Below are 22,348 nucleotides of genomic sequence, written 5' to 3'. Positions count from 1 at the left end.
CCTGCAGACCCATCCCGCGTTCGAACGCGTCCTGAAGGGCGAACGCGCCACCCGCGACGCGACCCTCGCGCTGCTCGAACGCTACGGCGGGCCCACGGGCATGCGCGGGGCCGGCATCGAACAGGTCAGGGAATGGGCCAAGGACGAGGGACTGCGCGCCGGACACATCATCGACGACATGTTCAAGTCCATCGGCGAACAGACCGTCACCGTGCCCGGCACGGCCATGGCCGAAAGCATCATCCCCTCGATCGCCCGCGACATCAAGACCATCAGGGACCGGCGCCGCGCCCTCGCCGCGCAGGTCGAGGAGCTCCTCAACGATCACCCTCTTCTCACGGTCCTGACGTCGATGCCCGGGATAGGCGTCAGGACCGCAAGCAACATCCTCCTCGGCATCGGCGGCGACATCACCCACTTCAAATCGGCCGCCCATCTGGCCGCGTACGCCGGCATCGCGCCCGTCACCAGCCAGTCCGGCACCAGCGTCAAAGGCGAACGGCCCGCCCGGGGCGGCAACAAACGCCTCAAGAACGCGCTATGGCAATCCGCGTTCGTCGCCTCCACCAAACACCAGCCCTCCACCGCCTACTACAAACGCAAACGCGAACAGGGCAAACACCACAACGCCGCCATCATCTGCCTCGCCCGACGCCGCTGCGACGTGATCTACAGCATGCTCAAGAACGGCACCCTCTACCAGGAACCGACCCTCGCCGCCTGAAACAAACCACCAGCGCCGGCCACGGCCGCACCTCGCCAAGGCCAAAGCGAAGCACGCCCATCACAACCAACCCGGACACGACCACATCAACCCCTCACAAGGTTGACAAAAACATAGGAACACCCCCCTTGGCCGCAAGCCGCTTGCGCAGCAAGCCATCGTATACGCGCGGCAGATACCGCCTACCCTGCCCAACAGCCACAGCGAGACCCCCGTTTCTCATTTGGACCGTTTTCACTTCCTCATTTGGACTGCCGTCCAGTGCACGCCAAGTGTCAGCCGGAGATCAGGGATTCACGGAATGAGCGCGCAGAACAGGGCCTCGAACACCAGCGAGGGGTTGCCGTTGCCGAACAGCCGTCGCCTCGCCGTACCGATCGCCTCGAGACGGCTCACGGCACCGTCCCGGTCGAGCCGCACGGACAGCTCGGTGATCGCCGTGCGGTTCTCCAGATTGATGAGGCCGACGGCATCCTCGGCGTTGTTCTGCAGCACGGCCACGTCGCGGTACACGCTGGCCACGGAGTTGAGCGCGCGGTCGAGCACGTCGCGGCTGCGGCGGGTGGTGCGCCGGCGGATCTCGTCCTTCTTGCCGATCGCGTTGAACGCCCCGCGCAGCGCCGGCGGAATGCGGTCCCTCTCCGCAAGGCCGTTGACGCGCCGGAAATCGGCCTCCTCGGCGGCCACCTTGCGCTCCACGTCTTCACTGGCCTGCGCGTTGGCGCTGTCGATGAGCCGGCCGGCCAGCAGCACCGCGTCGGACGCCCGGGCGAGGTTCAGCACGCCCACCACGAGCTCGTCGCGGTCGGCCATCACCTGATCGTCGGACGCGTACAGCCGGGCCACGCCGATATGTCCCTCCGCGAGCCTCGCCGCACGGTTGGCCACGTGTCGGTCGGCGCCGGTCGCAGCCATCAGGAAGTCTGCCACGGCGGCGTTGGACGGCACGGCGAGGTTCACGATGCGGCAGCGCGAGCGGATGGTGGGCAGCACGTCCTGCGCGCTCGGGGCGCACAGCATCCAGACGGTATGCTCGCTGGGCTCCTCGATCTCTTTGAGGAGCACGTTGGTGGTGCGCTCGAGCATGCGGTCCACGTCCTCCACGATGATCACGCGCCACGGGGCGATGGACGGGGTCTGCTCGGACGTGGCGATGAGGTCGCGCACCTGATCGATGCCGATGGTCACGCGGTCGGTGGCCAGCACGGTCACGTCCGGATGCGTGCCGGCGAGTACGTGGCGGCACGTGTCGCACACGCCGCAGCCGTGGTCGGGGCATTCGAGCGCGGCGGCGAACGCGCGGGCCATGTTGGACCGGCCGGAGCCGGGAGGGCCGCACACCAGCCATGACTGGGCGAGCCTGGACGGGTCTCCGGCAGCCAGTTCGCTCAGCAGCGCGACGGTGGGGCGCTGGCCCACGATGCCGTCCCACACGCTCATGGCCGGGCCTCCGCCTCAGCGCCGATCAGCGCGTCGAAGTCGGCGCTGATGGCCGCCCATACGCCTTCGATGGGCTGCGCGGCGTCGATCACGCGGAATCGCTGCGGTTCGGCGGCCGCCAGCTCGAGGAACGCCCGGCGCGTACGGGTCTGGAAGTCGCCTCCCGCGGATTCCATGCGGTCCTCGCCGTGCGTCAGGCGCCCGTGGGAGACCGCCGGGTCCATGTCCAACAGGTACGTGCGTTCCGGCAGCAGGCCGTCGGTGGCCCACAGGCTCAGATCCCTGATTTCCGCCGGCGTCAGTTCGCGCCCGCCGGCCTGATAGGCGAGCGACGAGTCGAGGTAGCGGTCGGTGATCACCACGTCGCCGCGGTCCAGCGCAGGGCGGATCACCTCGGCCACGTGCTGGGCGCGGTCGGCTGCGAACAGCAGCGCCTCGGCACGCGGGGTGATGTCGGCTACGGCTCCGTCCACGCCGTGCAGCAGCATGCGTCGGATCGCGCGGCCCAGTCCCGTGCCGCCCGGCTCGCGGGTCACCACTGCCCGGCGGCCCAGCGATTCGGCATAGGCACGCAGCCGCTCGACCTGCGTGGTCTTGCCCACGCCGTCCACGCCCTCGAACGAAATAAACACTCCGGTCATGCTCCCACCATATCCACCCGGCCGCCCCAACGGCAAACTGGAAAGTTTGACCGCAAAACGACCCCCGAACGGCCGCATTTTCCGGTCAAACTTTCCAATCCGCACTCCGGGGCGCGCAGATTGGAAAGAATGGACGGCTATTCGGCCATGCGACTACTCGGCGGTCTTCTTGGCGGCCGTCCTCTTGGCGCCCGCCTTCGACGCGGACGCGGAGGCCGACTTGGACGACGCCGACTTGGACGCCTTGCCTGCCGTGGACGCCCTGCGCGTGCGACGCTTGGTCGGCCCGGCGGCGCGCTTCTCCGCGAGCAGACGGAATGCCTCGGCCGGCTCGATCGACTCGGGCGTGTACTGCTTGGGCAGTGTGCGGTTGGTCTCGCCGTCGGTGATGTACGCGCCGTAGAAGCCGTCCTTGATGGTCACATTCTTGCCGGTCTCGGGATCCGCGCCGAGCTCGCGCAGCGGCGGCTTGGCGGTTCCCCTGCCGCGTCCGCGCCCGTACTTGGGCTGGTCGAACAGCGCCTTGGCGGCGGCCAGGTCCACGGTGAAGATCTCGTCCTCCGAGCCCAGCGAGCGCGTCTCGGACTTGCCGTCCGGGCCGGTCTTGGTCAGGTACGGACCGTAGCGGCCGTTGCTGGCCTGCACCACGTACTGCGCAATCTCGCCGGTTTCCGCGTTGGTCTCCTCGAGCGTGCCCACGGTGCGCGGCAGGCTGAGCAGCTTCAGCGCGTCCTCCAGGGTGAGCGACTCGGGGTTCATGGTCTTGAACAGGGACGCCATCTTGGGCTTGGGCGCGGAGGCAGCCTTGCTGCGCGACTTGGCGGCCGGCTTGGCCCCGGTCTCGGCCGACTTGTCCGCGGCGGCAGTCTCCGGAGCCACCAGCGCCACGTACGGGCCGAACCGCCCGTTGCGCACCTCCACGGTGCCGCCGGTGACCGGATCCTTGCCCAGCTCGCGCGGGCCGCCGGAATGGTGCTCGATCAGATCGCGCGCCACGTCCACGGTGAGTTCGTCGGGCGCGAGCGTATCCGGCAGCTGGGCGCGCTTCGGGGTGCCCTCGGCGTCCAGATGCTCCATGTCCTCGAGGTACGGCCCGTAGCGGCCCACGCGCACGTGCAGGCCGTCGCCGATCTCGATGGTGTTGATCGCGCGCGCGTCGATCTCCCCCAGCTGCGCGACCTGCTGCTGCAGGCCGGCGTGGGCCTCGTCCGCATTGTGCGCCGCGTCCTCGCCGGAGCCGAAGTAGAACCGGGTGAGCCAATCGCGCCCGGTCTCCTGGCCGTGGGCGATCTGGTCGAGGCCGTTCTCCATGTCCGCGGTGAACTGGTAGTCCACGTACTTGGGGAACTTGGTCTCCAGCAGCTTGGTGACCGCGAAGGCGAGCCAGCTGGGGATGAGCGCGCGTCCGCGTTCGTACACGTAGCCGCGGTCGATGATCGTGGAGATGATCGACGCGTACGTGGACGGGCGACCGATCTCCTTGGCCTCCAGTGTCTTGACGAGCGAGGCTTCGGTGTAGCGCGCCGGCGGCTGGGTCTCGTGACCCTCCGCGTCCACGGCGGTGGCGGACAGCATATCGCCGGTTGCCATGGGCGGCAGGGAGACGTTCGCCTCGGCGGCCTTCTCCTTGCCGGACTTGGCGTCCTTCTGGCCCTGGGCGCCTTGGCCGCGCCCCTCACCCGTGGCCTTCATGAAGCCGGGGAACTCGATCACGGTGCCGGACGCCTGGAACACGGCCTCGCCCTCCGCGCCGGCCGGAGCGCTCAGACGCACGGTGGCGGTGGATCCGGTCGCGTCCGCCATCTGCGAGGCGAGCGTGCGCTGCCAGATGAGCGTGTAGAGCTTGAGCTGGTCGGCGGGCACCTTCGCGGCGATCTCGGTCGGATCGCGGAACTGCGCACCGGCCGGGCGGATGCACTCGTGGGCCTCCTGTGCGCCGGCGGTCTTGGTGGCGTACTGCTTGGGGGACTCGGACAGGAACCGCTGTCCGAAGTGGTATTCCACGGCGGTACGGGCGGCGGCGATGGCCTCCTGCGAGAGGGTCACTGAATCGGTACGCATGTACGTGATGTAGCCGTTCTCGTACAGGCCCTGCGCGGCGCGCATGGTCTGGCGCGAGCTGAAGCCGAGCCGGTTGCCGGCGGTCTGCTGCAGGGTGGAGGTGGTGAACGGCGGCTGTGGACGGCGGCGGTACGGCTTGGTGTCCATGGACATCACGGTGAACGCGGCGTCGCGCAGGGCGGCCGCCACGGCGCCGGCACGCGGCTCGTCCAGCAGGCACACGTTGTCCTTGAAGCCGGCGGGCGTGAGTTTGCCGTCTGCGCCGAAGTCCTTGGAGACGGCCAGACGCTTGCCGCCGAGCGAGACCATGCGCGCCTCGAACGCCTCCTCGTCCGGGGAGCCATCCGTCTTCAGCAGCGCGGTCACGTCCCAGTAGGGTGCACGGACGAACGCCATGCGCTCGCGCTCGCGCTCCACGATCAGCCTGGTGGCCACGGACTGCACGCGCCCGGCGGACAGTCCCGGCCCGACCTTGCGCCACAGCACCGGGGACAGCTCGTAGCCGTACAGGCGGTCGAGCACGCGGCGGGTCTCCTGGGCGTCCACCATGTGGTCATCCACGTCCCGGGTCTTGGTCAGCGACGCCTTGATGGCCTCCGGGGTGATCTCATGGAACACCATGCGCTTGACCGGCACCTTGGGCTTGAGCGTCTGCACCAAGTGCCATGCGATCGCCTCCCCCTCGCGATCCTCATCGGTGGCGAGGTAAAGTTCGTCGGCGCCCTTGAGCGCGGCCTTGAGGTCGGCGACCGTCTTCTTCTTGTCGCCATCCACGATGTAGTACGGCTTGAATCCGTCGTCCACATCCACGCCGAACTTGCCGAACTTCGCCTTGGAAGCGGCCGGCACCTGACTCGGCTGGGCCAGATCGCGGATGTGGCCGACCGACGCCATCACGGTGTACCCGTCGCCCAGATACCCGCCGATCTTGCGGGCCTTGGTGGGAGACTCCACAATGACGAGCTTCGTGCCCTTGGTCCCGGTAGCCGTAGCCATGCCTTCTCCTTATATCCCGTTCCAACCACGCGTTCGTGACGCCATCATACCCACATCATGCGGCGGGCATGACACGCAGCCCTATTCACCGGCCCGCGCAGACGGTGAAGACGGCACAGGCGGGGCGGGAGGGGCGCCGACCAGTCCAGCCTTGCTCAGCGGAGCCGCGGTGAGCTGCCGGAGCGCCAAGGCAAGCCCGAACGTGAGCGCCGCGCATCCCGCGATCGTCACCTTCGCCACCGCGCACGCCGGGGACGCCATCCACTCCGGCCCCACGTCCAGCGACGGCGCGAACTGCCAGACCACGTACGCCGAGTACAGGCAGGCGATCGCACCGGCGGTGATCGCCACGCTGGCAGCGATCTGCACGCTGACCGAGCTGACGCGCGTGCCCGGACGGTCCATGCCCGAGCCGCGGGTGAACGCCAGCGCCAGCAGCGTCAGGCCCCCCACCAGCAGGTAAGCCATGACGACGTCGCTCGGACGGTGCCATCCGTTGGCGATGAGCAGCACAGATACCAGCGCGGACCACGAGGCGGTCAGCACGGCCGCCAGCGCCCGGAAAGCCCGCGGCACCGCGCACACCAGCACCAGTCCGGCCGCGATGGTGAGCACCGCATGCCCGGACGGCGCCGTGTTGATCAGGGGCGCGCCGGACTCGGTCACCACCGTGCGCACCAGCGTCTCGCGCGGCAGCAGTTCCTTGAGCAGGCGGGCCGCCGCGTAGGCGATCACGGCAAAGGCCGCCGTCTGGCCGACGAGCCGCCAGCGCCTGCGCATGAGGGCGATCGCCAGTCCCGCCACGCCCATGGCCACCGCCACGCCGATCATGAACGCCGACGACGAGAGCACCGCCCCCACGCCGACCGTACCGGTCATCCACCCGGGCACGGTCTCATAGAAGGATCCGAGGATCATGTCGTCAAGCTGCTGGCCTGCCACCGTGCGCACGGCCAGCCACCACACGCCGCCCGCCGCGGCCAACAGCAACACGCCCAGCAGCGCGCACAGCACCGCGCTCGAGAGTCGCGGGCGGGAGGCGAGCGGGTCGGAGGCAAGCATGTCGAGCGCATGCGCGCCCCGCGAAACGCTCCCGTGTGCGCCGTGCGCCCCCTGATCGGCGGCCGTGTCCCGGGGCCGCACGACGGGCCGGCGCACCTCCTGCGGGTCGGCAATCTCCAACGGTGCGAAGGTGGGTTCGGGGCGATTCTGCCCGGAAATGTCCTGCGGATGATCGGTCATGCCTACGACTGTAGCGCGACGGCATAAGAAAACCCCCACGCACCCGTCAGAGGCCACTTACCCTTGCTGCATTCCTGCCCTGGGGGAGTTGGGTGACGTAACGCCACGTGGAGGCTCTGGCAAGTATACACCACCCCTACCCATTCGGCGCGCGGGGCGCCGGCAAACCACCGGGTACCATGGAAACGAACATCTTGCATGAAAGAAACGGAAGGACACCACACATGGATGCGGATCTGGTGATCGTGGGCGCCGGCCTGTTCGGCCTGACCGTCGCACAGCAGGCCGTCGAACACACCGGCGCGAAGGTGGAGATCATCGACGTGCGCCAGCACATCGGCGGCAACGCCTACAGCTACGTGGACAAGGAGACCGGCGCGGAAATCCACCAGTACGGCGCCCACCTGTTCCACACCTCCAACAAGCGCGTGTGGGACTACGTGAACCGCTTCACCGAGTTCACCGACTACGTGCATCGCGTGTACGCCACGCACGACGGCGAGGTCTACCCGCTGCCCATCAACCTGGGCACCATCAACCAGTTCTTCCACGCGCACTACACGCCCGCCGAGGCGCAGAAGCTCATCGCCGAGCAGGCCGGCGAGCTGGCGGGCACGGACCCGACCAACCTCAACGACAAGGGCATCCAGCTCATCGGCCGCCCGCTGTACGAGGCGTTCATCAAGAACTACACCGGCAAGCAGTGGCAGACCGACCCGGCCGAGCTGCCGGCGAGCATCATCAAGCGCCTGCCCGTGCGCTTCAACTACGACAACCGCTACTTCAAGGACACGTGGGAGGGCCTGCCCAAGGACGGCTACACCGCTTGGATGGAGCGCATGATCGACGACCCGCGCATCCACGTGACGCTGGGCGTGGACTTCTTCGACGAGTCCCAGCCGCTGAACAAGAAGGCACTCGTAGGCAAGGTGCCGGTGGTGTACACGGGCCCGGTGGACCGCTACTTCGACTACGAGCTGGGCGATCTCAAGTGGCGCACGGTGGACTTCAAGGAGGCCCGCTACGACGAGGGCGACCACTTCGGCTGCCCGGTCATGAACTTCTCCGATGCGGACGTACCCTACACCCGCGCCATCGAGTTCAAGAACTTCAACCCGGAGCGCCGGGATTCCCAGAACCCGAACAAGACCGTGGTATGGGAGGAGTACTCCCGCTTCGCCGAGCGCGGCGACGAGCCGTACTACCCGGTCAACACCGCCGAGGACAAGGCCCTGTACGCGCAGTACGAGGCCAAGGCCGCCGCGGAGCCGAAGGTGGTGTTCGGCGGCAGGCTCGGCACGTACAAGTACTACGACATGCACAACGTGATCGACACGGCCCTGACCGCCTATGAGGAGCAGGTGGCCCCGCTGCTGGCCAAGTGACGGCAGCCGCCGGGCGCACGCCGTCGATGCGGCGGCGGAAGCATTGCGTGTCGATGCGGTAGCATAACCGCCGCGTCGACACGCCGAATGCCGCACATGCAATGATCAACCGCACGAATGCATTTTCGATTCGTGTGGTTGATTTTTGCCCTCCGGCCATATATCGGCGTTGGCATTCCGGCCATATTGCAACGAGGCTATCCGGCCGGAGACGGGAAAACAACCACACGAATCGGAAATATGATTTCCGGCCTCACCCCAAGAAGTCAATACAAAACAACTTTTAATCTATCTCTATTCAAAATTGACTATCCGCGGTAGACAAGGGACGACGCGTCACAATCGACGTCGCCGCGGAGCCGCAATCGGAACCGCAGACGGAACGACAAAACGGCAGCAAACAGCGGAGGGCTCCCCCACACAGGGGAGAGCCCTCCTTATATGCGGCTATGCTTCCTCACGCGCTCACGGCAACCGCGGCGCCGCGGCGACCGCGCATCCGACGCTCCGTTCAGGCGTGCCAGACGTCCTTGCCGGCGGCCTTGGCGGCGGCCACGTCGGCGTCAAGCTGCGCCTCGGTGCCCTCGGATTCGCCGGTGATGAACTTCTCCACGAGCGCCTTGGCCTCGTTGTCCTCGTGCTGCACGGCCGGCGACTTCATGAAGTACGCGGAGGCGGACAGCACCGGACCACCCAGACCGCGGTCCATGGCGATCTTGCAGGCGCGCAGGGCGTCGATCACCACGCCGGCGGAGTTCGGAGAGTCCCACACCTCGAGCTTGTACTCAAGGTTCAGCGGCACGTCGCCGAACGTGGTGCCCTCGAGGCGCACGAACGCGAACTTGCGGTCATTGAGCCAGGCCACGTAGTCGGACGGGCCGATGTGCACGTTCTTCGGGTCCATGTCGTGCGGGACCACGGAGGTGACCGCGCGGGTCTTGGAGATCTTCTTGGATTCGAGGCGGGAGCGCTCGAGCATGTTCATGAAGTCCATGTCGCCGCCCACGTTGAGCTGGTAGGTGCGGTCCAGACGCACGCCGCGGTCCTCGAACAGGCGGGCCATGACGCGGTGGGTGATGGTGGCGCCCACCTGGCTCTTGATGTCGTCGCCCACGATCGGCAGCTTGGCGTCGCGGAACTTCTGCGCCCATTCCGGGTCGGAGGCGATGAACACGGGCAGGCAGTTGACGAAGCCGCAGCCGGCGTCGAGCGCGGCCTGCGCGTAGGCCTTGTCCGCCTGCTCGGAGCCGACCGGCAGGTAGGAGATGAGGATGTCCACCTTCTTCTCCTTCAGCACGGCGGCCACGTCCACGGGCTCGGCGTCGGATTCGGTGATCATCTCGCGGTAGTACTTGCCCAGACCGTCACCGGTCGGGCCGCGCAGTACCTCCACGCCCAGATTCGGCACGTCGCAGAACTTGTAGGTGTTGTTCTGCGAGGCGAAGATGGCCTCGGACAGGTCGGTGCCCACCTTGGCGGCGTCCACGTCGAACGCGGTGACGAATTCCACGTCACGGATGCGGTAGCCGCCGAAGTTGGCGTGCATGATGCCGGGGATCTTGGCGTCGTCCTTGGCGTCCTTGTAGTACTCGACTCCCTGCACCAGCGAAGAGGCGCAGTTGCCCACGCCTGCGATTGCAACGCGGATACTCATGTATTCACTCCTTTTGAGGAAATGGGAAAACGATCCAAACGAACAGCTTACCGTTTCATCTGAGTGCAATACCAGCCATATTCTGAAAAGACGCTGGAAAATGCAGGCAAATGCGACACCCCCGCGAACGGTGTCGTTTTGCATTCGGTGCACGGAACCGCACGGAACCGCACGGAACGAGCACAATCTATGTACGGAACCTATGGACGTTTGCCGTCCCGCCGCCGCATTTTCACCCCCGGCCATTACGGTATGGGGTCATGACTACCGTTACCAGAACCGCGAGTTCCTCCGCAGGCCGCCCCCGCTCGGCATCGTCGTCGGGCCCACGACGCAAGGCCGCGGCGACGTCGAACCGCCACCGCCGGCACGGTATGGGCGGCGACGCCGGCGGCAGAAGGAACGCCGGCAACGGCCGCAACGGCAAGAAGCACCATCTGATCCTCAAATGCCTCGGCGGATTCATCGGCATCGTACTCGCACTCGGCATCGGAGCGTTCGCCTACCTGTACGTCACCACCGAGATCCCCGAGCCGGAAAAGTTCGCCATGGCGCAGAAGACCACCGTCTACTACGCGGACGGCACCACGCAGATCGGCTCGTACGCCTCGCAGAACCGCGAGATCATCGACTGCACCGCGCTGCCCGCCTACGTGGGCCAGGCGATCGTCGCCTCGGAGAACCGCACGTTCTACACGGATCGCGGCATCGACCTCAAGGGCATCGGCCGCGCGCTCATCAACAACGTGACCAAGGGCACGCGCCAGGGCGGCTCCACCATCACCCAGCAGTACGCCGAGCGCTATTACATGGGCGAGACCACCTCGTATCTGGGCAAGCTGCGCGAGGCGATCATGGCCACCAAGATCGCACAGACGGAGAGCAAGGACACCGTGCTGTGCAACTACATGAACACGATCTACCTCGGCCGCGGCGCGTACGGCATCCAGGCCGCCTCCAAGGCGTACTTCGGCAAGGAGGCCAAGGATCTGACCGTGTCCGAGGCCGCCATGCTCGCCGGCATCATCCCCGCACCCAGCACGTGGGATCCGGCCAAGAACCCCACCATGGCCGAGCAGCGCTTCGACCGCGTGCTGGACATCATGGCCCAGGACGGCTACATCACCGCCGAGCAGAAGGCGTCCGCCGCCATGCCCACCACCATCGAATACAGTCTGGAGAACGTGTACGAGGGCACGGACGGCTACCTGCTGCGCATGGTACGCGACGAGCTGACCGGTTCCGGTGCGTTCACCGAGGACGATCTGGACACCGGCGGCTACCGCATCATCACCACCATCCAGAAGGACAAGCAGGACCTGCTCTACCAGTCCGCCAGCCCCACGGCCAACGCCATGCCGGACGGCGTGCAGGCGGGAGCCATGAGCGCCAACCCGAAGGACGGCTCGATCATCGCCATCTACGCGGGTGAGGACTACCTGACCCACCAGCTCAACAACGCCACGCAGGCCACCTACGAGGTGGGCTCCACCATGAAGCCGTTCGCGCTGCTCACCGCCATCGAGCAGGGCACGAGCCTCGACACGGTGTTCAACGGCAATTCGCCGCGCGCATTCACCGGTCTGAGCGAGAAGATGAGCAATTCCGGCAATGCGAGCTACGGATACATCGATCTGTACACCGCCACCGCCAATTCGGTGAACACCGTGTACATGGACATGGCCCAGCATCTGGGTGACCATTTCGGCGCCAAGGAGATCGCCGAGACCGCCAAGACGGCCGGCGTGAGCGGCACCATCACCACCGAGGGCTCGGGCGCGTCCTACACCGTGCTCGGCAACGACGGTCTGAGCGTGAAGGACATGACCCAGGCGTACGCCACGTTCGCCAACGGCGGGGCCAAGGCCACGCTGCACATGGTCTCGCAGGTGCTGGATTCCGCGAACCAGAACCTGTACAACGCGCCCACGGCCACGCAGCAGGTGTTCGACGCGAATGACGTGGCCCTGCTGGACAAGGCGTTGACCGGCGTGGTCGAGTCGGGCACCGGCAAGACGCTGAGTTCCATCGGCAAGACCATGGCCGGCAAGTCCGGCACCGCGAACGACAACCGTGCCGTGAGCTTCATCGCGTTCACGCCGTCCATGGTCACCACCGTGGCGCTGTGGAACTCCGGGCAGGACGGCTCCGCGCAGGTGATGCCGAAGATCAAGGGCTATTCGTACGCCATGGGATACCCGGTCACGCTCGTCAAGGCGTACATGAGCCAGGCGCTCAAGGGCGTGGCCGACGAACCGTTCCCCGACGCGACCGACAACGGTACCGTCGGCGGCACCGACGGCACGTGGGGCACCGGCCGGCGCACGTATGCCACGCCGTCGCCCAAGGCCTCCGCCACCCCGTCCGATTCGGCATCGGCATCCGAGTCGGCATCGCCGTCCGCGTCCGCCAGCGCTTCGCCCTCGGCATCGGCAAAGCCCTCGGCATCCGCGAAGCCGTCCGCCAGCGCATCCGCGTCGCCGTCCGCCTCCGCGAAGCCGTCCGCCTCTGCGTCCGCCAGCGCAACGCCGTCCGCCAAACCGTCTTCCGGTTCGACCGCGTCGCAATCCGCATCGAACGGCGGCAACAGCGGCAACTGATCGCAATACCGCATATACGGGTGAGGGCCCGTCCCCGGTGCAATGCCGGGGACGGGCCCTCATCATATGGTCAGCGGTCAGCGCTCCGACGAACGGTCCGGTGGAGCGTTCGTAGCCGGCGCAACACCACGGAGTGCCGCGCCGGACACAGCACGCTGACCGGACGACCGGACGGTCAGCGTTCGGAACGGTTGATGCCCGAAATGATGGCCTTGAGCGAGCTGGTGATGATCGAGGAGTCAATGCCCACGCCCCAGATGATCCGCGCGTCGGAGTCCTCGCCCACCTGGCATTCCACGTAGGAGGCGGCCATGGCGTCCGTGCCCACGGACATAGTGTGCTCCACGTAGTCCATCACCGAGGCGTTGATGCCCAGATTGGAGACGGCGTTGAGGAACGCGGCGATCGGGCCGTTGCCGATGCCGGACAGCTCGCGCGTGACCGGCTCGTCCTTGCCGGGCTCCGCGCCGCGGTCGAGCAGCCTGACCTTGATGACGGTGTCCGAACCGTCCTCGCCGGAGCTGACGGCCACCTTGAGCAGCTTGAGGCGGCCCCACTGGCTGAGGCTGTCGTCGCGCACATCGCCCACCACGGCGCCGGCCGCGGTGACGCCGGACTCCTCGACGGGCAGGTACTCGTCCTTGAACAGGCGCCAGATGTCCTCGTCCTTGACTTCCTTCTTGGTGTCGTCCGCATACTTCTGCACGATCTTGTCGAACTCCACCTGCAGGCGCTTGGGCAGGTCGAGGTTGTGGTTCGTCTTGAGCAGGTAGGCCATGCCGCCCTTGCCGGACTGCGAGTTGACGCGGATGATCGCCTCGTACGTGCGTCCGATGTCCTTCGGGTCGATCGGCAGGTACGGCACGAGCCACACGAAGTTCTCCAGCGCGGCGCCGGCGCGGTCGGCGGCCACCTGACGGGCCTCGAGGCCCTTCTTGATGGCGTCCTGATGCGAGCCGGAGAACGCGGTGAACACGAAGTTGCCGGCGTACGGGTGGCGCTCGGAGATCTTGATCTGGTTGCAGTATTCGACGGTCTTGCGGATCTCCGGCACGTTCGAGTAGTCGATCTGCGGGTCCACGCCCTGCGTGAGCAGGTTCAGGCCCAGCGTGACCAGATCCACGTTACCGGTGCGCTCGCCGTTACCCAGCAGGCAGCCCTCGATGCGGTCCGCGCCGGCCAGGATGCCCAGCTCGGCGGCGGCCACGCCCATGCCCTCGTCGTTGTGCGGGTGCAGGGACAGCACCACGGATTCGCGGTCCTTGAGGTGCTCGGAGACGTACTCCACCTCGTCGGCGAACACGTTCGGCGTGGTCATCTCCACGGTGGCCGGCAGGTTGATGATCATCGGGCGCTCCGGCGTGGGCTTGATCACGTCGATCACCGCGTTGCACACCTCCACGGCGTACTCCGGCTCGGTGCCGGTGAAGGATTCCGGCGAGTACTCGTAGTACAGGTCGATGCCCTTCGCCTCGCCCTCCAGACGCTTGCACAGCTCGGCCGCGTCCGTGGCGAGCTGCTTGATCTCCTCCTTGTCCTTGCGGAAGACGACCTCGCGCTGCAGCACGGACACGGAGTTGTAGAAGTGTACGATCGCGCGCTTGGCGCCCTTGAGCGCCTCGTACGTGCGGCGGATGAGGTGCTCGCGGCACTGGGTGAGCACCACGATGGTCACGTCGTCGGGAATGAGCTCGCGCTCGATGAGCATGCGGATGAAGTCGAAATCGGTCTCCGAGGCGGACGGAAAGCCCACCTCGATCTCCTTGAAGCCCATGGAGACCAGCAGGTTCCAGAAGCGCAGCTTGCGCTCGGAATCCATCGGGTTCACCAAGGCCTGGTTGCCGTCGCGCAGATCGACCGAGCACCAGCGCGGGGCGCGGCGGATCTTCTTCTCCGGCCACGTGCGCTCCGGGTAGTCGAACGGGATCTGCCTGTCGTACGCCGCGTACTTGGTGTACGGCATGGCGCTGGGCTTCTGCGGGGAACCGATGAAACGCGCCGGCGGCAGCAGCGGGTCGTTGTTCCCTCCATTGGACGCTGCGGCCACGGCCGCAAGATCAAACACGGACGATTGATCCTGACCCATTACTCCTCCTTTGCTTGAAAATCGGCGCATCGCCGCCTTCGGGCAGATGCACGCTGCATTTGCGTTGCCGGGCACGTTACATGCCCGTAACAGCATCCCATCGTACCGTCTGCGCCGCCCAACGCCGCGCCCGTGCCACATAGCGGCTGCCATGCCGCAAGCCCGGCGAGCCCGCTGCGCGAGGCAGGCCCGGGGCTAGAGTGGAAGCCATGACGACTTTGCGTTTCCGGCCGGACGGCAGCTTCAGGGTTCTACAGATGGCGGACGTCCAGGACGGTCCCGACGTGGATCCGGACACCGTGGCGCTCATCGAGGCGGCGATCCGCGAGGCGGATCCGGATCTGGTGGTGTTCACCGGCGATCAGATCCGCGGCTACGACCCCGCCTGGATGCGCACGTTCCTGCGCCGGCGCGACGACCGGCCCGGCGACCACGTGCGCGAGGTGACGCGGCTCGAGGCGTGGTGGCGCAACACGTTCGGCGGCGCCCGCCTGCCCGATCCGCCCGAGACCGTCACCGACCGGGACACGCTGCTTCAGGACGCGCGCGCCAAGGTGAGCCGCTGCTTCGCCGGATTCCTCGGGCCCATCGTGCGTGCGGGCGTGCCGTTCGCCGCCACGTACGGCAACCACGACTTTCAGTGCGGCATCCTCGCCGATGAGCAGGACGGCCTCTACCGCCGGTTCGACGGATGCCTGAACCCCGTGCCTGGCACGCCACTCGCCTGCGAGCCCGGCACGTTCGCCCTGCCCGTCGAGGCGTCCGATGGCTCCGGTCGCGTCGCCATGAGCGTCATGATGGTCAACTCCGGCGATTACGCCACCGAGGATCCCTCCCCCGCGGACACCGTAGACGGCGAGCCGTCCGCACACCTCAAGTCCGAGCATCCCACGCCGTCGCAGTACGCCGCCAATCCGCGCGGCCTCGATCTGGCCGACTCGGACGGCTACGGCACGCCCACGCCCGCCGCGCTGGCCTGGCTCGGGGACGTGCAGCGCACTCTGGCCAGTCGCAACGGCGACGGCCGTCCCGTGCCCGCGATCGCCTTCCAGCACATTCCCCCGCAGGAGTTCTACCGGTGCCTGAAGGAGGTTCCGCCTTTCACACCCAACGCCGTGGAGGGGGCGCGCACGTTCGCCGGCCGCTGCTACGTGCTGGACCGCTCGGTGTGCCGCCCCGGTTCCGTGCTCGGCGAGTCGATCGGCTGCGCGGACGTGAACTGCGGCGAGGTGGAGGCGATGCAACGGGCCGGCGGCTACTTCGCACTTTATTGCGGCCACGACCACAAGAATGCGTTCGTGGGCCACGTGGACGGCATGGATCTGGGCTACGCACCCACCTGCGGATTCGCCTCCTACGGGCCCAAGTCCCGCCTGCGAGGCATCCGCCTGTTCGAATTCCGGGAATCAGATCCGTCCGCCTACGTCACGCGCATGCTCACCTACGGCGACCTGGTGGAGCGCTACAGCCACAACGAGGTGCGCGCGTTCATCGGCGACCATCTGGTGACCGGCGGCCCCACCCTGCGCGACCAGCTGCGCCGCCCGACCGTCTTCGCCACGCTCGCAGCGCTGGTCTCCTCGCTCGCCGCCGTCTGCATCCGCCGTCTGCGCCGTTAGCGGCACCGCGCGCGGCACGTGCGTGCAGCGGCGGCGGTGCTTACAAGGCCCGGCGTCCGGCGCACCACACGTGGCGGACCTCCAGCGTGCCCGGATCGGTGAGCAGCAGATCCGCCGCATAACCCGGGGCCACGAGACCGAGCGGGGCTCCGGTAACGGTATTCGGCCGGTCGAGGCCCAGCGCGCGCGCCGGCGTAAGCGTGGCGGCCTCGAGTGCATCCGCAAGCCCCATGCCGAGCTCGCGCGCGGCACGCCGCACGGCCACGTCCAAGGTGAGCGTGGAACCGGCGATGGCTCCGTTGGACACGAGCCTCGCATGCCCGTCCGTCACAGTCACATCGAGCGCGCCGAGCTTGTAGGCGCCATCCTCGCAACCTGTGGCGGCCATGGCATCGGTCACGAAGGCGATCCGGTGCGGCGCAAACCCCAGTCCCAGCCGCAGGGCCGGATCCGCCACATGGAAGCCGTCGTTGATGAGCTCAACGGTCACGCGCGCATCCTCCGCGGCGGCCGGGATCGGACCGGGCTCGCGGTGGTGCAGGCCATTCATCGCGTTGAACATGTGGGTCATGATGCGCGCGCCGGCGTCGAATGCCGCCCGAGCCGTGGCGTAGTCGGCATCGCAATGGCCTACGGCAGGCACCGCGCCTGCGGCGGCGAAGCGACGGATCGCCTCCATGCCGTGCGCACGCTCCGGGGCGAGCGTGATCTGCCGCAGCGAGCCGTCGGCCGCCTCGAGCAGCCGCTCCACGCGTTCCGGCGTGGGATCCGTCAGGCAGTTCGGATCATGCGCGCCCTTGCGGCTCAACGCGAGGAACGGCCCCTCCAGATGCGAGCCGAGCACGTCCGGGCGGGCGGCTGCAGCAACCTTCACGCGCCGGAGGTTGCGTTCCATCACGTCCAGCGGGTTGGTGATGAGCGAGAGCACCTGGCGCGTGGTGCCATGCAGCATATGGCATGCACGCGCGGTGTCAATGGCGTCCGGGCCCGGGTCGTCGAACGAGCGCTCCCAGCCGCCGTGCGCGTGGATGTCCACGTATCCGGGCGTGACGAGCATGCCGCCGGCGTCGATCACGTCCACGCGGCCGGAACCGCCCAGACGGGCGATGCGGGTCTCGCAATCCGCATCGCCTACACCCACGGCGTCGATCGCGCCGTCGTCCGTCACGCTCACCCACGCACCGGGCAGTATGCCGCGCGCATCGGCCTTCACGGCGTGCCGTATCACGAACGCGCCTTCGGGCTTGCCCCGCAGCGCCGCCGTCACGCGCGCCACGGTCTCGGTCCGTTCACGAACGTCCATTCGTTTCCGCCTTTCCTTGTCCGTCTCCGTCTGCCCGTCAGCGTCCAACGCCTCGCGCATGGGCCGGCCTTCGTCAGATGGACTGCCAGGCCGGCTTGTGCTCGAACGAATACCGGTAGTAGTCCTTGTTGCGCAGACGACCGGCAGCCTCCTCGTCCACGATGATCGTGGCGTGCGGGTGCATCTGCAGCGCCGAGGCCGGGCAGAACGCGCTGATGCCGCCCTCCACCGTCTCCGCCACGGCCTCCGCCTTGCCGGAGCCGAACGCGAGCAGCACCAGATGCCGCGCCTTCATGATCGTGCCGATGCCCTGCGTGATGCAGTGCGTGGGCACTTTGTTAATGTCATTGTCAAAAAAGCGGGCGTTGTCGATGCGGGTCTGCTCGGTGAGCGTCTTCACGCGCGTGCCGGAGGCAAGCGACGAGCCGGGTTCATTGAATCCCACGTGCCCGTCGGTGCCGATGCCCAGAATCTGCACGTCAATGCCGCCTGCCGCCTCAATGGCCGCATCGTACGCGGCACCTGCGCCCGCAACCTTCTCGCCGTCCTCGAGGGGCGTGCCATCCAGCACGTCGCCGGGCACGTGCACCTTGGCCGGGTCGAGGCCCAAAGGCCCCACGACCGTGCGATGGATGGTCGCATGGTAGGACTCCGGGTGGCTCAACGGCAGACCGATGTACTCGTCCAGCGCGAAACCCTGCACGCCGGAAACATCAATCGATTCCTCCTTGACGATCTTGGCGAGCGCCCGGTACGCGGCCAGAGGGCTGGAACCGGTGGCCAGCCCCAGCACCGCATTCGGCTTGCGCTTGATGAGATCCGCCACGCATCGGCCGTACAGCGCCCCGGCCTCCTCCTGATTCTTGACGATGATGACTTCCGCCATATCACACCACTTCCTTGTTAGGTATGTTTACATAAATAATCATGCGACCATCCCCGGACGCCGCACCCCTCCGCGACACGCCCGCCGGCGCAGCCCCGGTTTCAGCGGAACAGCGAGACGCCCCGCCGCCCCATGCAGAACGCATTGCCGAGCCACGTGTGCTTGGAATTCGGCCACACGGCTCCCAGCCTAGGTGCATTCTGACTCATCCAGATGCTCGGCACGCGCCCGTCCGCACTGCGCGAGCCGAGCAAGTTGAATCCGTTCTTCTCCTTGAGCCAAATGGGATGCTGCGTGGCTATGGCAAGCCCCTCCTCCAGCGTGAGCGGAATGCGCTCGTCCGAATCGATGAGCTTGCGCGCCACGTCGGGTTCCCGATTGGTGTACTTGGTGCCGGTATGCGGCTCCACCACAATGTAGAACGGCCCTTCCGGCGGCTCGAACCCGTCCTGCGGCAGGAAGCTCGCAATGTCTCGCGGGGGCATGGTGGTGAATCCGGCCATGCGGTTGATGGACGTTCGGGCGATCAGCGACTCCGGAGACACCAGCTCGCGCGTGGGGACGAGCAGGATGCGTTCGTCCAGATCGGTATGCTCGAGCGCCGCGATGAGCGGCTTGGCGAGCGAACGGAACGCGGCGGCGCTCATGTCCGCCACGTCCGGATACCCCAGCGCCACGATGCGGTCCAGCTGATGCTGCGCTTCCACGGATGCCTTCGACATGCTTCCAGTGTAGAGCACGCCCGCCGTCTTCTACCATGTGGAAACGGCAAGCGCCCGCCGCACATGCGCCCGTAGAATTGGTGGTCACGTGCATGCGCACGCATCCGCAAAGCCAGAAAAGCCAGAAGGTTGTTATGTCCGAAAAGTTGAAGGTGGGCGTCCTGGGCGCCACCGGCATGGTCGGCCAGCGTTTCGTCACCCTGCTCGAGAACCATCCGTGGTTCGAGCTGGTCACCGTGGCCGCCTCCGCGCACAGTGCCGGCAAGACGTACGAGGAAGCCGTGGGCGACCGTTGGAAGATGGAAACCCCCATGCCCGAGTTCGTCCGGCACATGACCGTGGTCGACGGCGACGACGCCGAAAAGGTCGCCTCGGGAGTGGATTTCATGTTCTCCGCGGTGAACATGCCGAAGGATCAGATTCGCGCCGTCGAGGAGCGCTATGCGAAGACGGAGACCCCGGTCGTCTCCAACAACAGCGCGCATCGGTGGACGCCGGACGTGCCGATGGTCGTTCCGGAGATCAACCCGGAGCACTTCGACGTGATCAAGTACCAGCGCAGGCGTCTGGGCACCACGCGCGGGTTCATCGCCGTCAAGCCGAACTGCTCCATTCAGGCGTACACGCCGGCGCTCGCCGCATGGAAGGAGTTCGAGCCGCGCGAGGTGGTGGTGAGCACCTATCAGGCGATTTCCGGCGCCGGCAAGACGTTCCGCGACTGGCCCGAGATGGTGGGCAACATCATTCCGTTCATTTCCGGCGAGGAGGCCAAGAGCGAGAAGGAGCCGCTCAAGGTCTTCGGCCACGTGGACGAGGCAAGCGGGCAGATCGTGCCGTTCGAGGGCCCGCTCAGGATCACCTCGCAGTGCATCCGCGTGCCCGTGCTCAACGGCCACACCGCCACGGTGTTCCTGAACTTCGGCAAGAATCCCACCAAGGAGGAGCTTGTCGACCGTCTGGTGAACTACACGTCCGAGGCGGCCAAGCTCGGCCTGCCGCACGCGCCGAAGCATTTCATCCAGTATCTCACCGAGGATGATCGCCCGCAGGTGAAGCTCGACGTGGACTACGAGGGAGGCATGGGCGTGTCGATCGGCCGTCTGCGCGAGGATTCGATCTTCGACTGGAAGTTCGTGGGTCTTGCGCACAACACGCTGCGCGGCGCTGCGGGCGGTGCACTCGAATGTGCGGAGATGCTCAAGGCGCTCGGCTACATCGAGGCCAAGTAAACGGCAGCCAAGTAACGCGGCGCCTCCAACGGCAGGGGCTCCCTGTAGCGGTTCGATCCGCCACGGGGAGCCCCTGCCGTTCTATGCGTTCAACGATTCGGACCTACACGATTCGGACCTGCATGCGTCAGTTTGCAGACCCGACCGCGGTCAGCGTCCAGTGCCGCCGTACACCACGGCTTCCACCTGATCGGCGTCAAGGCCGTAGGCGGTGTGCAGAGCGCGCACGGCGTCGTTGAGCTGGGCGAGCGGCACGAGTGCGGCGATGCGGATCTCGGAGGTGGAGATCATGAGCACGTTGATGCCCTTGTCGCTCAGGGCGTTGAAGAACTTCGCGGCCAGACCGGAGTGGGTCTTCATGCCCACGCCCACCACGGCCACCTTGCCCACGGCCTTGTCCACGTCGAACTCGCGGTAGTCGAGGTCGTCGTGGGACTGCTGGAGCACTTCCTCGGTCTTCTTGCATGCGGTTTCCGGCACGGTGAAGGAGATGTCCGCGGTGCCGGTGGAGGCGCCTGCCTGCACGATCATGTCCACGTTGATGCCTGCGGTGGCCAGTTCGCTGAATACCTTGGCGGCCATGCCCGGTTCGTTCGCCACGCCGCGCACGGTGACCAGCGCTTCGGTGCGGTCGTGCGCCACGCCGGAGATGACCGGGGCTTCGGGGCCAAGGTCGGGGAACAGATCTCCCATGGATGTGGTGTTGTCGCTCATTGTTGATTGCCTTTCACGCGAGATTGCGGACGGACGATCGCTGTCGCGTCCCGCCCGTCTTGTTCGCTTCGTTCGTTCTTTCGGGTTGTCTTCGGTTCAGTCGATGTTGGGCAGGGTGCGCGGGTTCACGCCGTCGGGCACGATCAGTGTGCCGGGGCGGTGGGAGAACGAGGAACGCACGTGCAGGGGCATCTTGAAGCGCTGGGCGTATTCCACGCAGCGCAGGGCAAGCACCTTGGATCCGCAGGATGCCATTTCAAGGATGGAATCGTAGTCGATGAAGGGGATGCGGCGCGCGGTGGGCACGATGCGCGGGTCGGCGGTGAACACGCCGTCCACGTCGGTGTAGATTTCGCAGATGTCCGCGCCGAGAGCCACCGCAAGGGCCACCGCGGACGTGTCGGACCCGCCGCGGCCGAGCGTGGTCGGGTCGCCGTCCTCGTTGATGCCCTGAAAGCCGGCGACGATCGCCACTTCGCCTTCGTCCAGCACCTGCTCGACGCGCGCGGGGCGCACGGCCTTGATGTGTGCGGCACCGTAGCGTGCATCGGTGAGGAAGCCTGCCTGCTGCCCGGTGAAGGAGTGCGCGCGGGATCCGGCGGCGTGGATGGCCATGGCCAGCAGGCTCATCGAGATGCGCTCGCCGGCGGTCATAAGCATGTCCATTTCACGCTCCGGCGGATTGCCGTCGATGCTCATGGCCTGATCGATGAGGTCATCGGTGGTGTCGCCCATGGCGGAGACCACCACGGCAACCTTGTTGCCCTTCTTTTTGGTTTCGATGATGCGCTTGGCCACGCGCTTGATCGAATCGGTATCGGCGACCGACGAGCCGCCGTACTTCTGTACGATGAGAGCCACGACTTTCCAATCTTCTCCGGGGTGTTCGCCTGCATGCACTGTAGGTGCAGGCGCACTGATTATACCGGGATCGGACTCGCCGTTCGTCGCCGGCATTCAGGATGCGGACCGGATGGGCGCGACGGCATGCCCAGCAATCTTTCAGGAAACGTCATCGTCCCTTGCATGTTGGTGCGGTTATATGG

Annotated in this window: 16 protein-coding genes and 1 other RNA gene; 5 read left to right on the top strand and 12 right to left on the bottom strand. The window is 66.7% G+C overall.

All coding sequences use genetic code 11. From position 1 onward, the window contains the following. On the top strand, window positions 1-724 hold a 724-nt coding region (locus tag AC1AZA_RS05620; RefSeq protein ID WP_476513753.1), incomplete at its 5' end, for a transposase. A 294-nt stretch (window positions 725-1,018) separates the two neighbouring features. On the opposite strand, the gene AC1AZA_RS05615 is transcribed toward AC1AZA_RS05620, so the two are convergent. From AC1AZA_RS05615 to ffs, 5 genes are all read right to left on the bottom strand, one after another. Next, window positions 1,019-2,164, bottom strand: coding sequence for a DNA polymerase III subunit delta' (locus tag AC1AZA_RS05615; RefSeq protein WP_476513752.1), 1,146 nt, complete (start codon window positions 2,162-2,164; stop codon window positions 1,019-1,021). Continuing rightward, window positions 2,161-2,805, bottom strand: coding sequence for a dTMP kinase (gene tmk / locus AC1AZA_RS05610; protein WP_476513751.1), 645 nt, complete (start codon window positions 2,803-2,805; stop codon window positions 2,161-2,163). Before tmk ends, AC1AZA_RS05615 begins: the two co-directional genes overlap by 4 nt. Window positions 2,806-2,958: 153 nt before the next feature. Then, window positions 2,959-5,862 (bottom strand): type I DNA topoisomerase, encoded by a 2,904-nt coding sequence (topA, locus tag AC1AZA_RS05605; protein ID WP_476513750.1) that lies wholly within the window; start codon window positions 5,860-5,862, stop codon window positions 2,959-2,961. 81 nt (window positions 5,863-5,943) lie between these two features. Continuing rightward, window positions 5,944-7,104, bottom strand: a complete 1,161-nt coding sequence (locus AC1AZA_RS05600) for a phosphatase PAP2 family protein (protein ID WP_476513749.1) — start codon at window positions 7,102-7,104, stop codon at window positions 5,944-5,946. Between the two features lie 23 nt (window positions 7,105-7,127). Continuing rightward, an RNA gene (gene ffs, locus AC1AZA_RS05595) (signal recognition particle sRNA small type) lies at window positions 7,128-7,224 on the bottom strand. Window positions 7,225-7,328: 104 nt separating this feature from the next. On the opposite strand from ffs, the gene glf reads away from it, so the two are divergent. Then, window positions 7,329-8,489, top strand: coding sequence for a UDP-galactopyranose mutase (gene glf, locus AC1AZA_RS05590; protein WP_476513748.1), 1,161 nt, complete (start codon window positions 7,329-7,331; stop codon window positions 8,487-8,489). A 511-nt stretch (window positions 8,490-9,000) separates the two neighbouring features. On the opposite strand, the gene AC1AZA_RS05585 is transcribed toward glf, so the two are convergent. Continuing rightward, a complete protein-coding gene (locus tag AC1AZA_RS05585; RefSeq protein WP_476513747.1) occupies window positions 9,001-10,143 on the bottom strand; it encodes an inositol-3-phosphate synthase in 1,143 nt (380 codons plus the stop codon). A 260-nt stretch (window positions 10,144-10,403) separates the two neighbouring features. On the opposite strand from AC1AZA_RS05585, the gene AC1AZA_RS05580 reads away from it, so the two are divergent. Beyond that, entirely contained in the window at window positions 10,404-12,743 is a 2,340-nt protein-coding gene (locus AC1AZA_RS05580) for a transglycosylase domain-containing protein (RefSeq protein ID WP_476513746.1), read from the top strand. 175 nt (window positions 12,744-12,918) lie between these two features. Here the strand turns inward: AC1AZA_RS05580 and leuA are convergent, their stop codons facing one another. After that, complete coding sequence (gene leuA / locus AC1AZA_RS05575) at window positions 12,919-14,829, bottom strand: 2-isopropylmalate synthase (RefSeq protein ID WP_476513745.1); 1,911 nt, start codon at window positions 14,827-14,829, stop codon at window positions 12,919-12,921. A 209-nt stretch (window positions 14,830-15,038) separates the two neighbouring features. Here leuA and AC1AZA_RS05570 point away from each other — a divergent pair, with 209 nt between their 5' ends. After that, complete coding sequence (locus tag AC1AZA_RS05570; RefSeq protein WP_476513744.1) at window positions 15,039-16,448, top strand: metallophosphoesterase family protein; 1,410 nt, start codon at window positions 15,039-15,041, stop codon at window positions 16,446-16,448. A 40-nt stretch (window positions 16,449-16,488) separates the two neighbouring features. Here AC1AZA_RS05570 and nagA read toward each other — a convergent pair whose 3' ends face one another. The 3 genes from nagA to AC1AZA_RS05555 all read right to left on the bottom strand — a co-directional run bounded on the left by nagA (window position 16,489) and on the right by AC1AZA_RS05555 (window position 19,359). Beyond that, complete coding sequence (nagA, locus tag AC1AZA_RS05565; protein ID WP_476513743.1) at window positions 16,489-17,751, bottom strand: N-acetylglucosamine-6-phosphate deacetylase; 1,263 nt, start codon at window positions 17,749-17,751, stop codon at window positions 16,489-16,491. Window positions 17,752-17,824: 73 nt separating this feature from the next. Next, a complete protein-coding gene (gene nagB, locus AC1AZA_RS05560; protein WP_476513742.1) occupies window positions 17,825-18,637 on the bottom strand; it encodes a glucosamine-6-phosphate deaminase in 813 nt (270 codons plus the stop codon). A 101-nt stretch (window positions 18,638-18,738) separates the two neighbouring features. Beyond that, window positions 18,739-19,359: a DUF5701 family protein gene (locus AC1AZA_RS05555; RefSeq protein ID WP_476513741.1), complete on the bottom strand. Its 621-nt coding sequence runs from the start codon at window positions 19,357-19,359 to the stop codon at window positions 18,739-18,741. Between the two features lie 134 nt (window positions 19,360-19,493). Between AC1AZA_RS05555 and asd the strand changes: the two genes are divergently transcribed. Beyond that, the gene (gene asd, locus AC1AZA_RS05550) at window positions 19,494-20,588 is read left to right on the top strand and encodes an aspartate-semialdehyde dehydrogenase (RefSeq protein ID WP_476513740.1); all 1,095 of its coding nucleotides are present in this window, start codon (window positions 19,494-19,496) and stop codon (window positions 20,586-20,588) included. Between the two features lie 150 nt (window positions 20,589-20,738). Here asd and AC1AZA_RS05545 read toward each other — a convergent pair whose 3' ends face one another. Both AC1AZA_RS05545 and AC1AZA_RS05540 read right to left on the bottom strand, forming a co-directional pair. Next, entirely contained in the window at window positions 20,739-21,302 is a 564-nt protein-coding gene (locus tag AC1AZA_RS05545; RefSeq protein WP_476513739.1) for an ACT domain-containing protein, read from the bottom strand. A 96-nt stretch (window positions 21,303-21,398) separates the two neighbouring features. Then, on the bottom strand, window positions 21,399-22,163 hold the full coding sequence (locus AC1AZA_RS05540) for an aspartate kinase (RefSeq protein WP_476513738.1): 765 nt from the start codon (window positions 22,161-22,163) through the stop codon (window positions 21,399-21,401). Window positions 22,164-22,348: the final 185 nt, after the last annotated feature.

The organism is Bifidobacterium sp. LH_389 (genome assembly GCF_056357235.1).
This window is presented reverse-complemented; position numbering and strand designations above follow the sequence as displayed.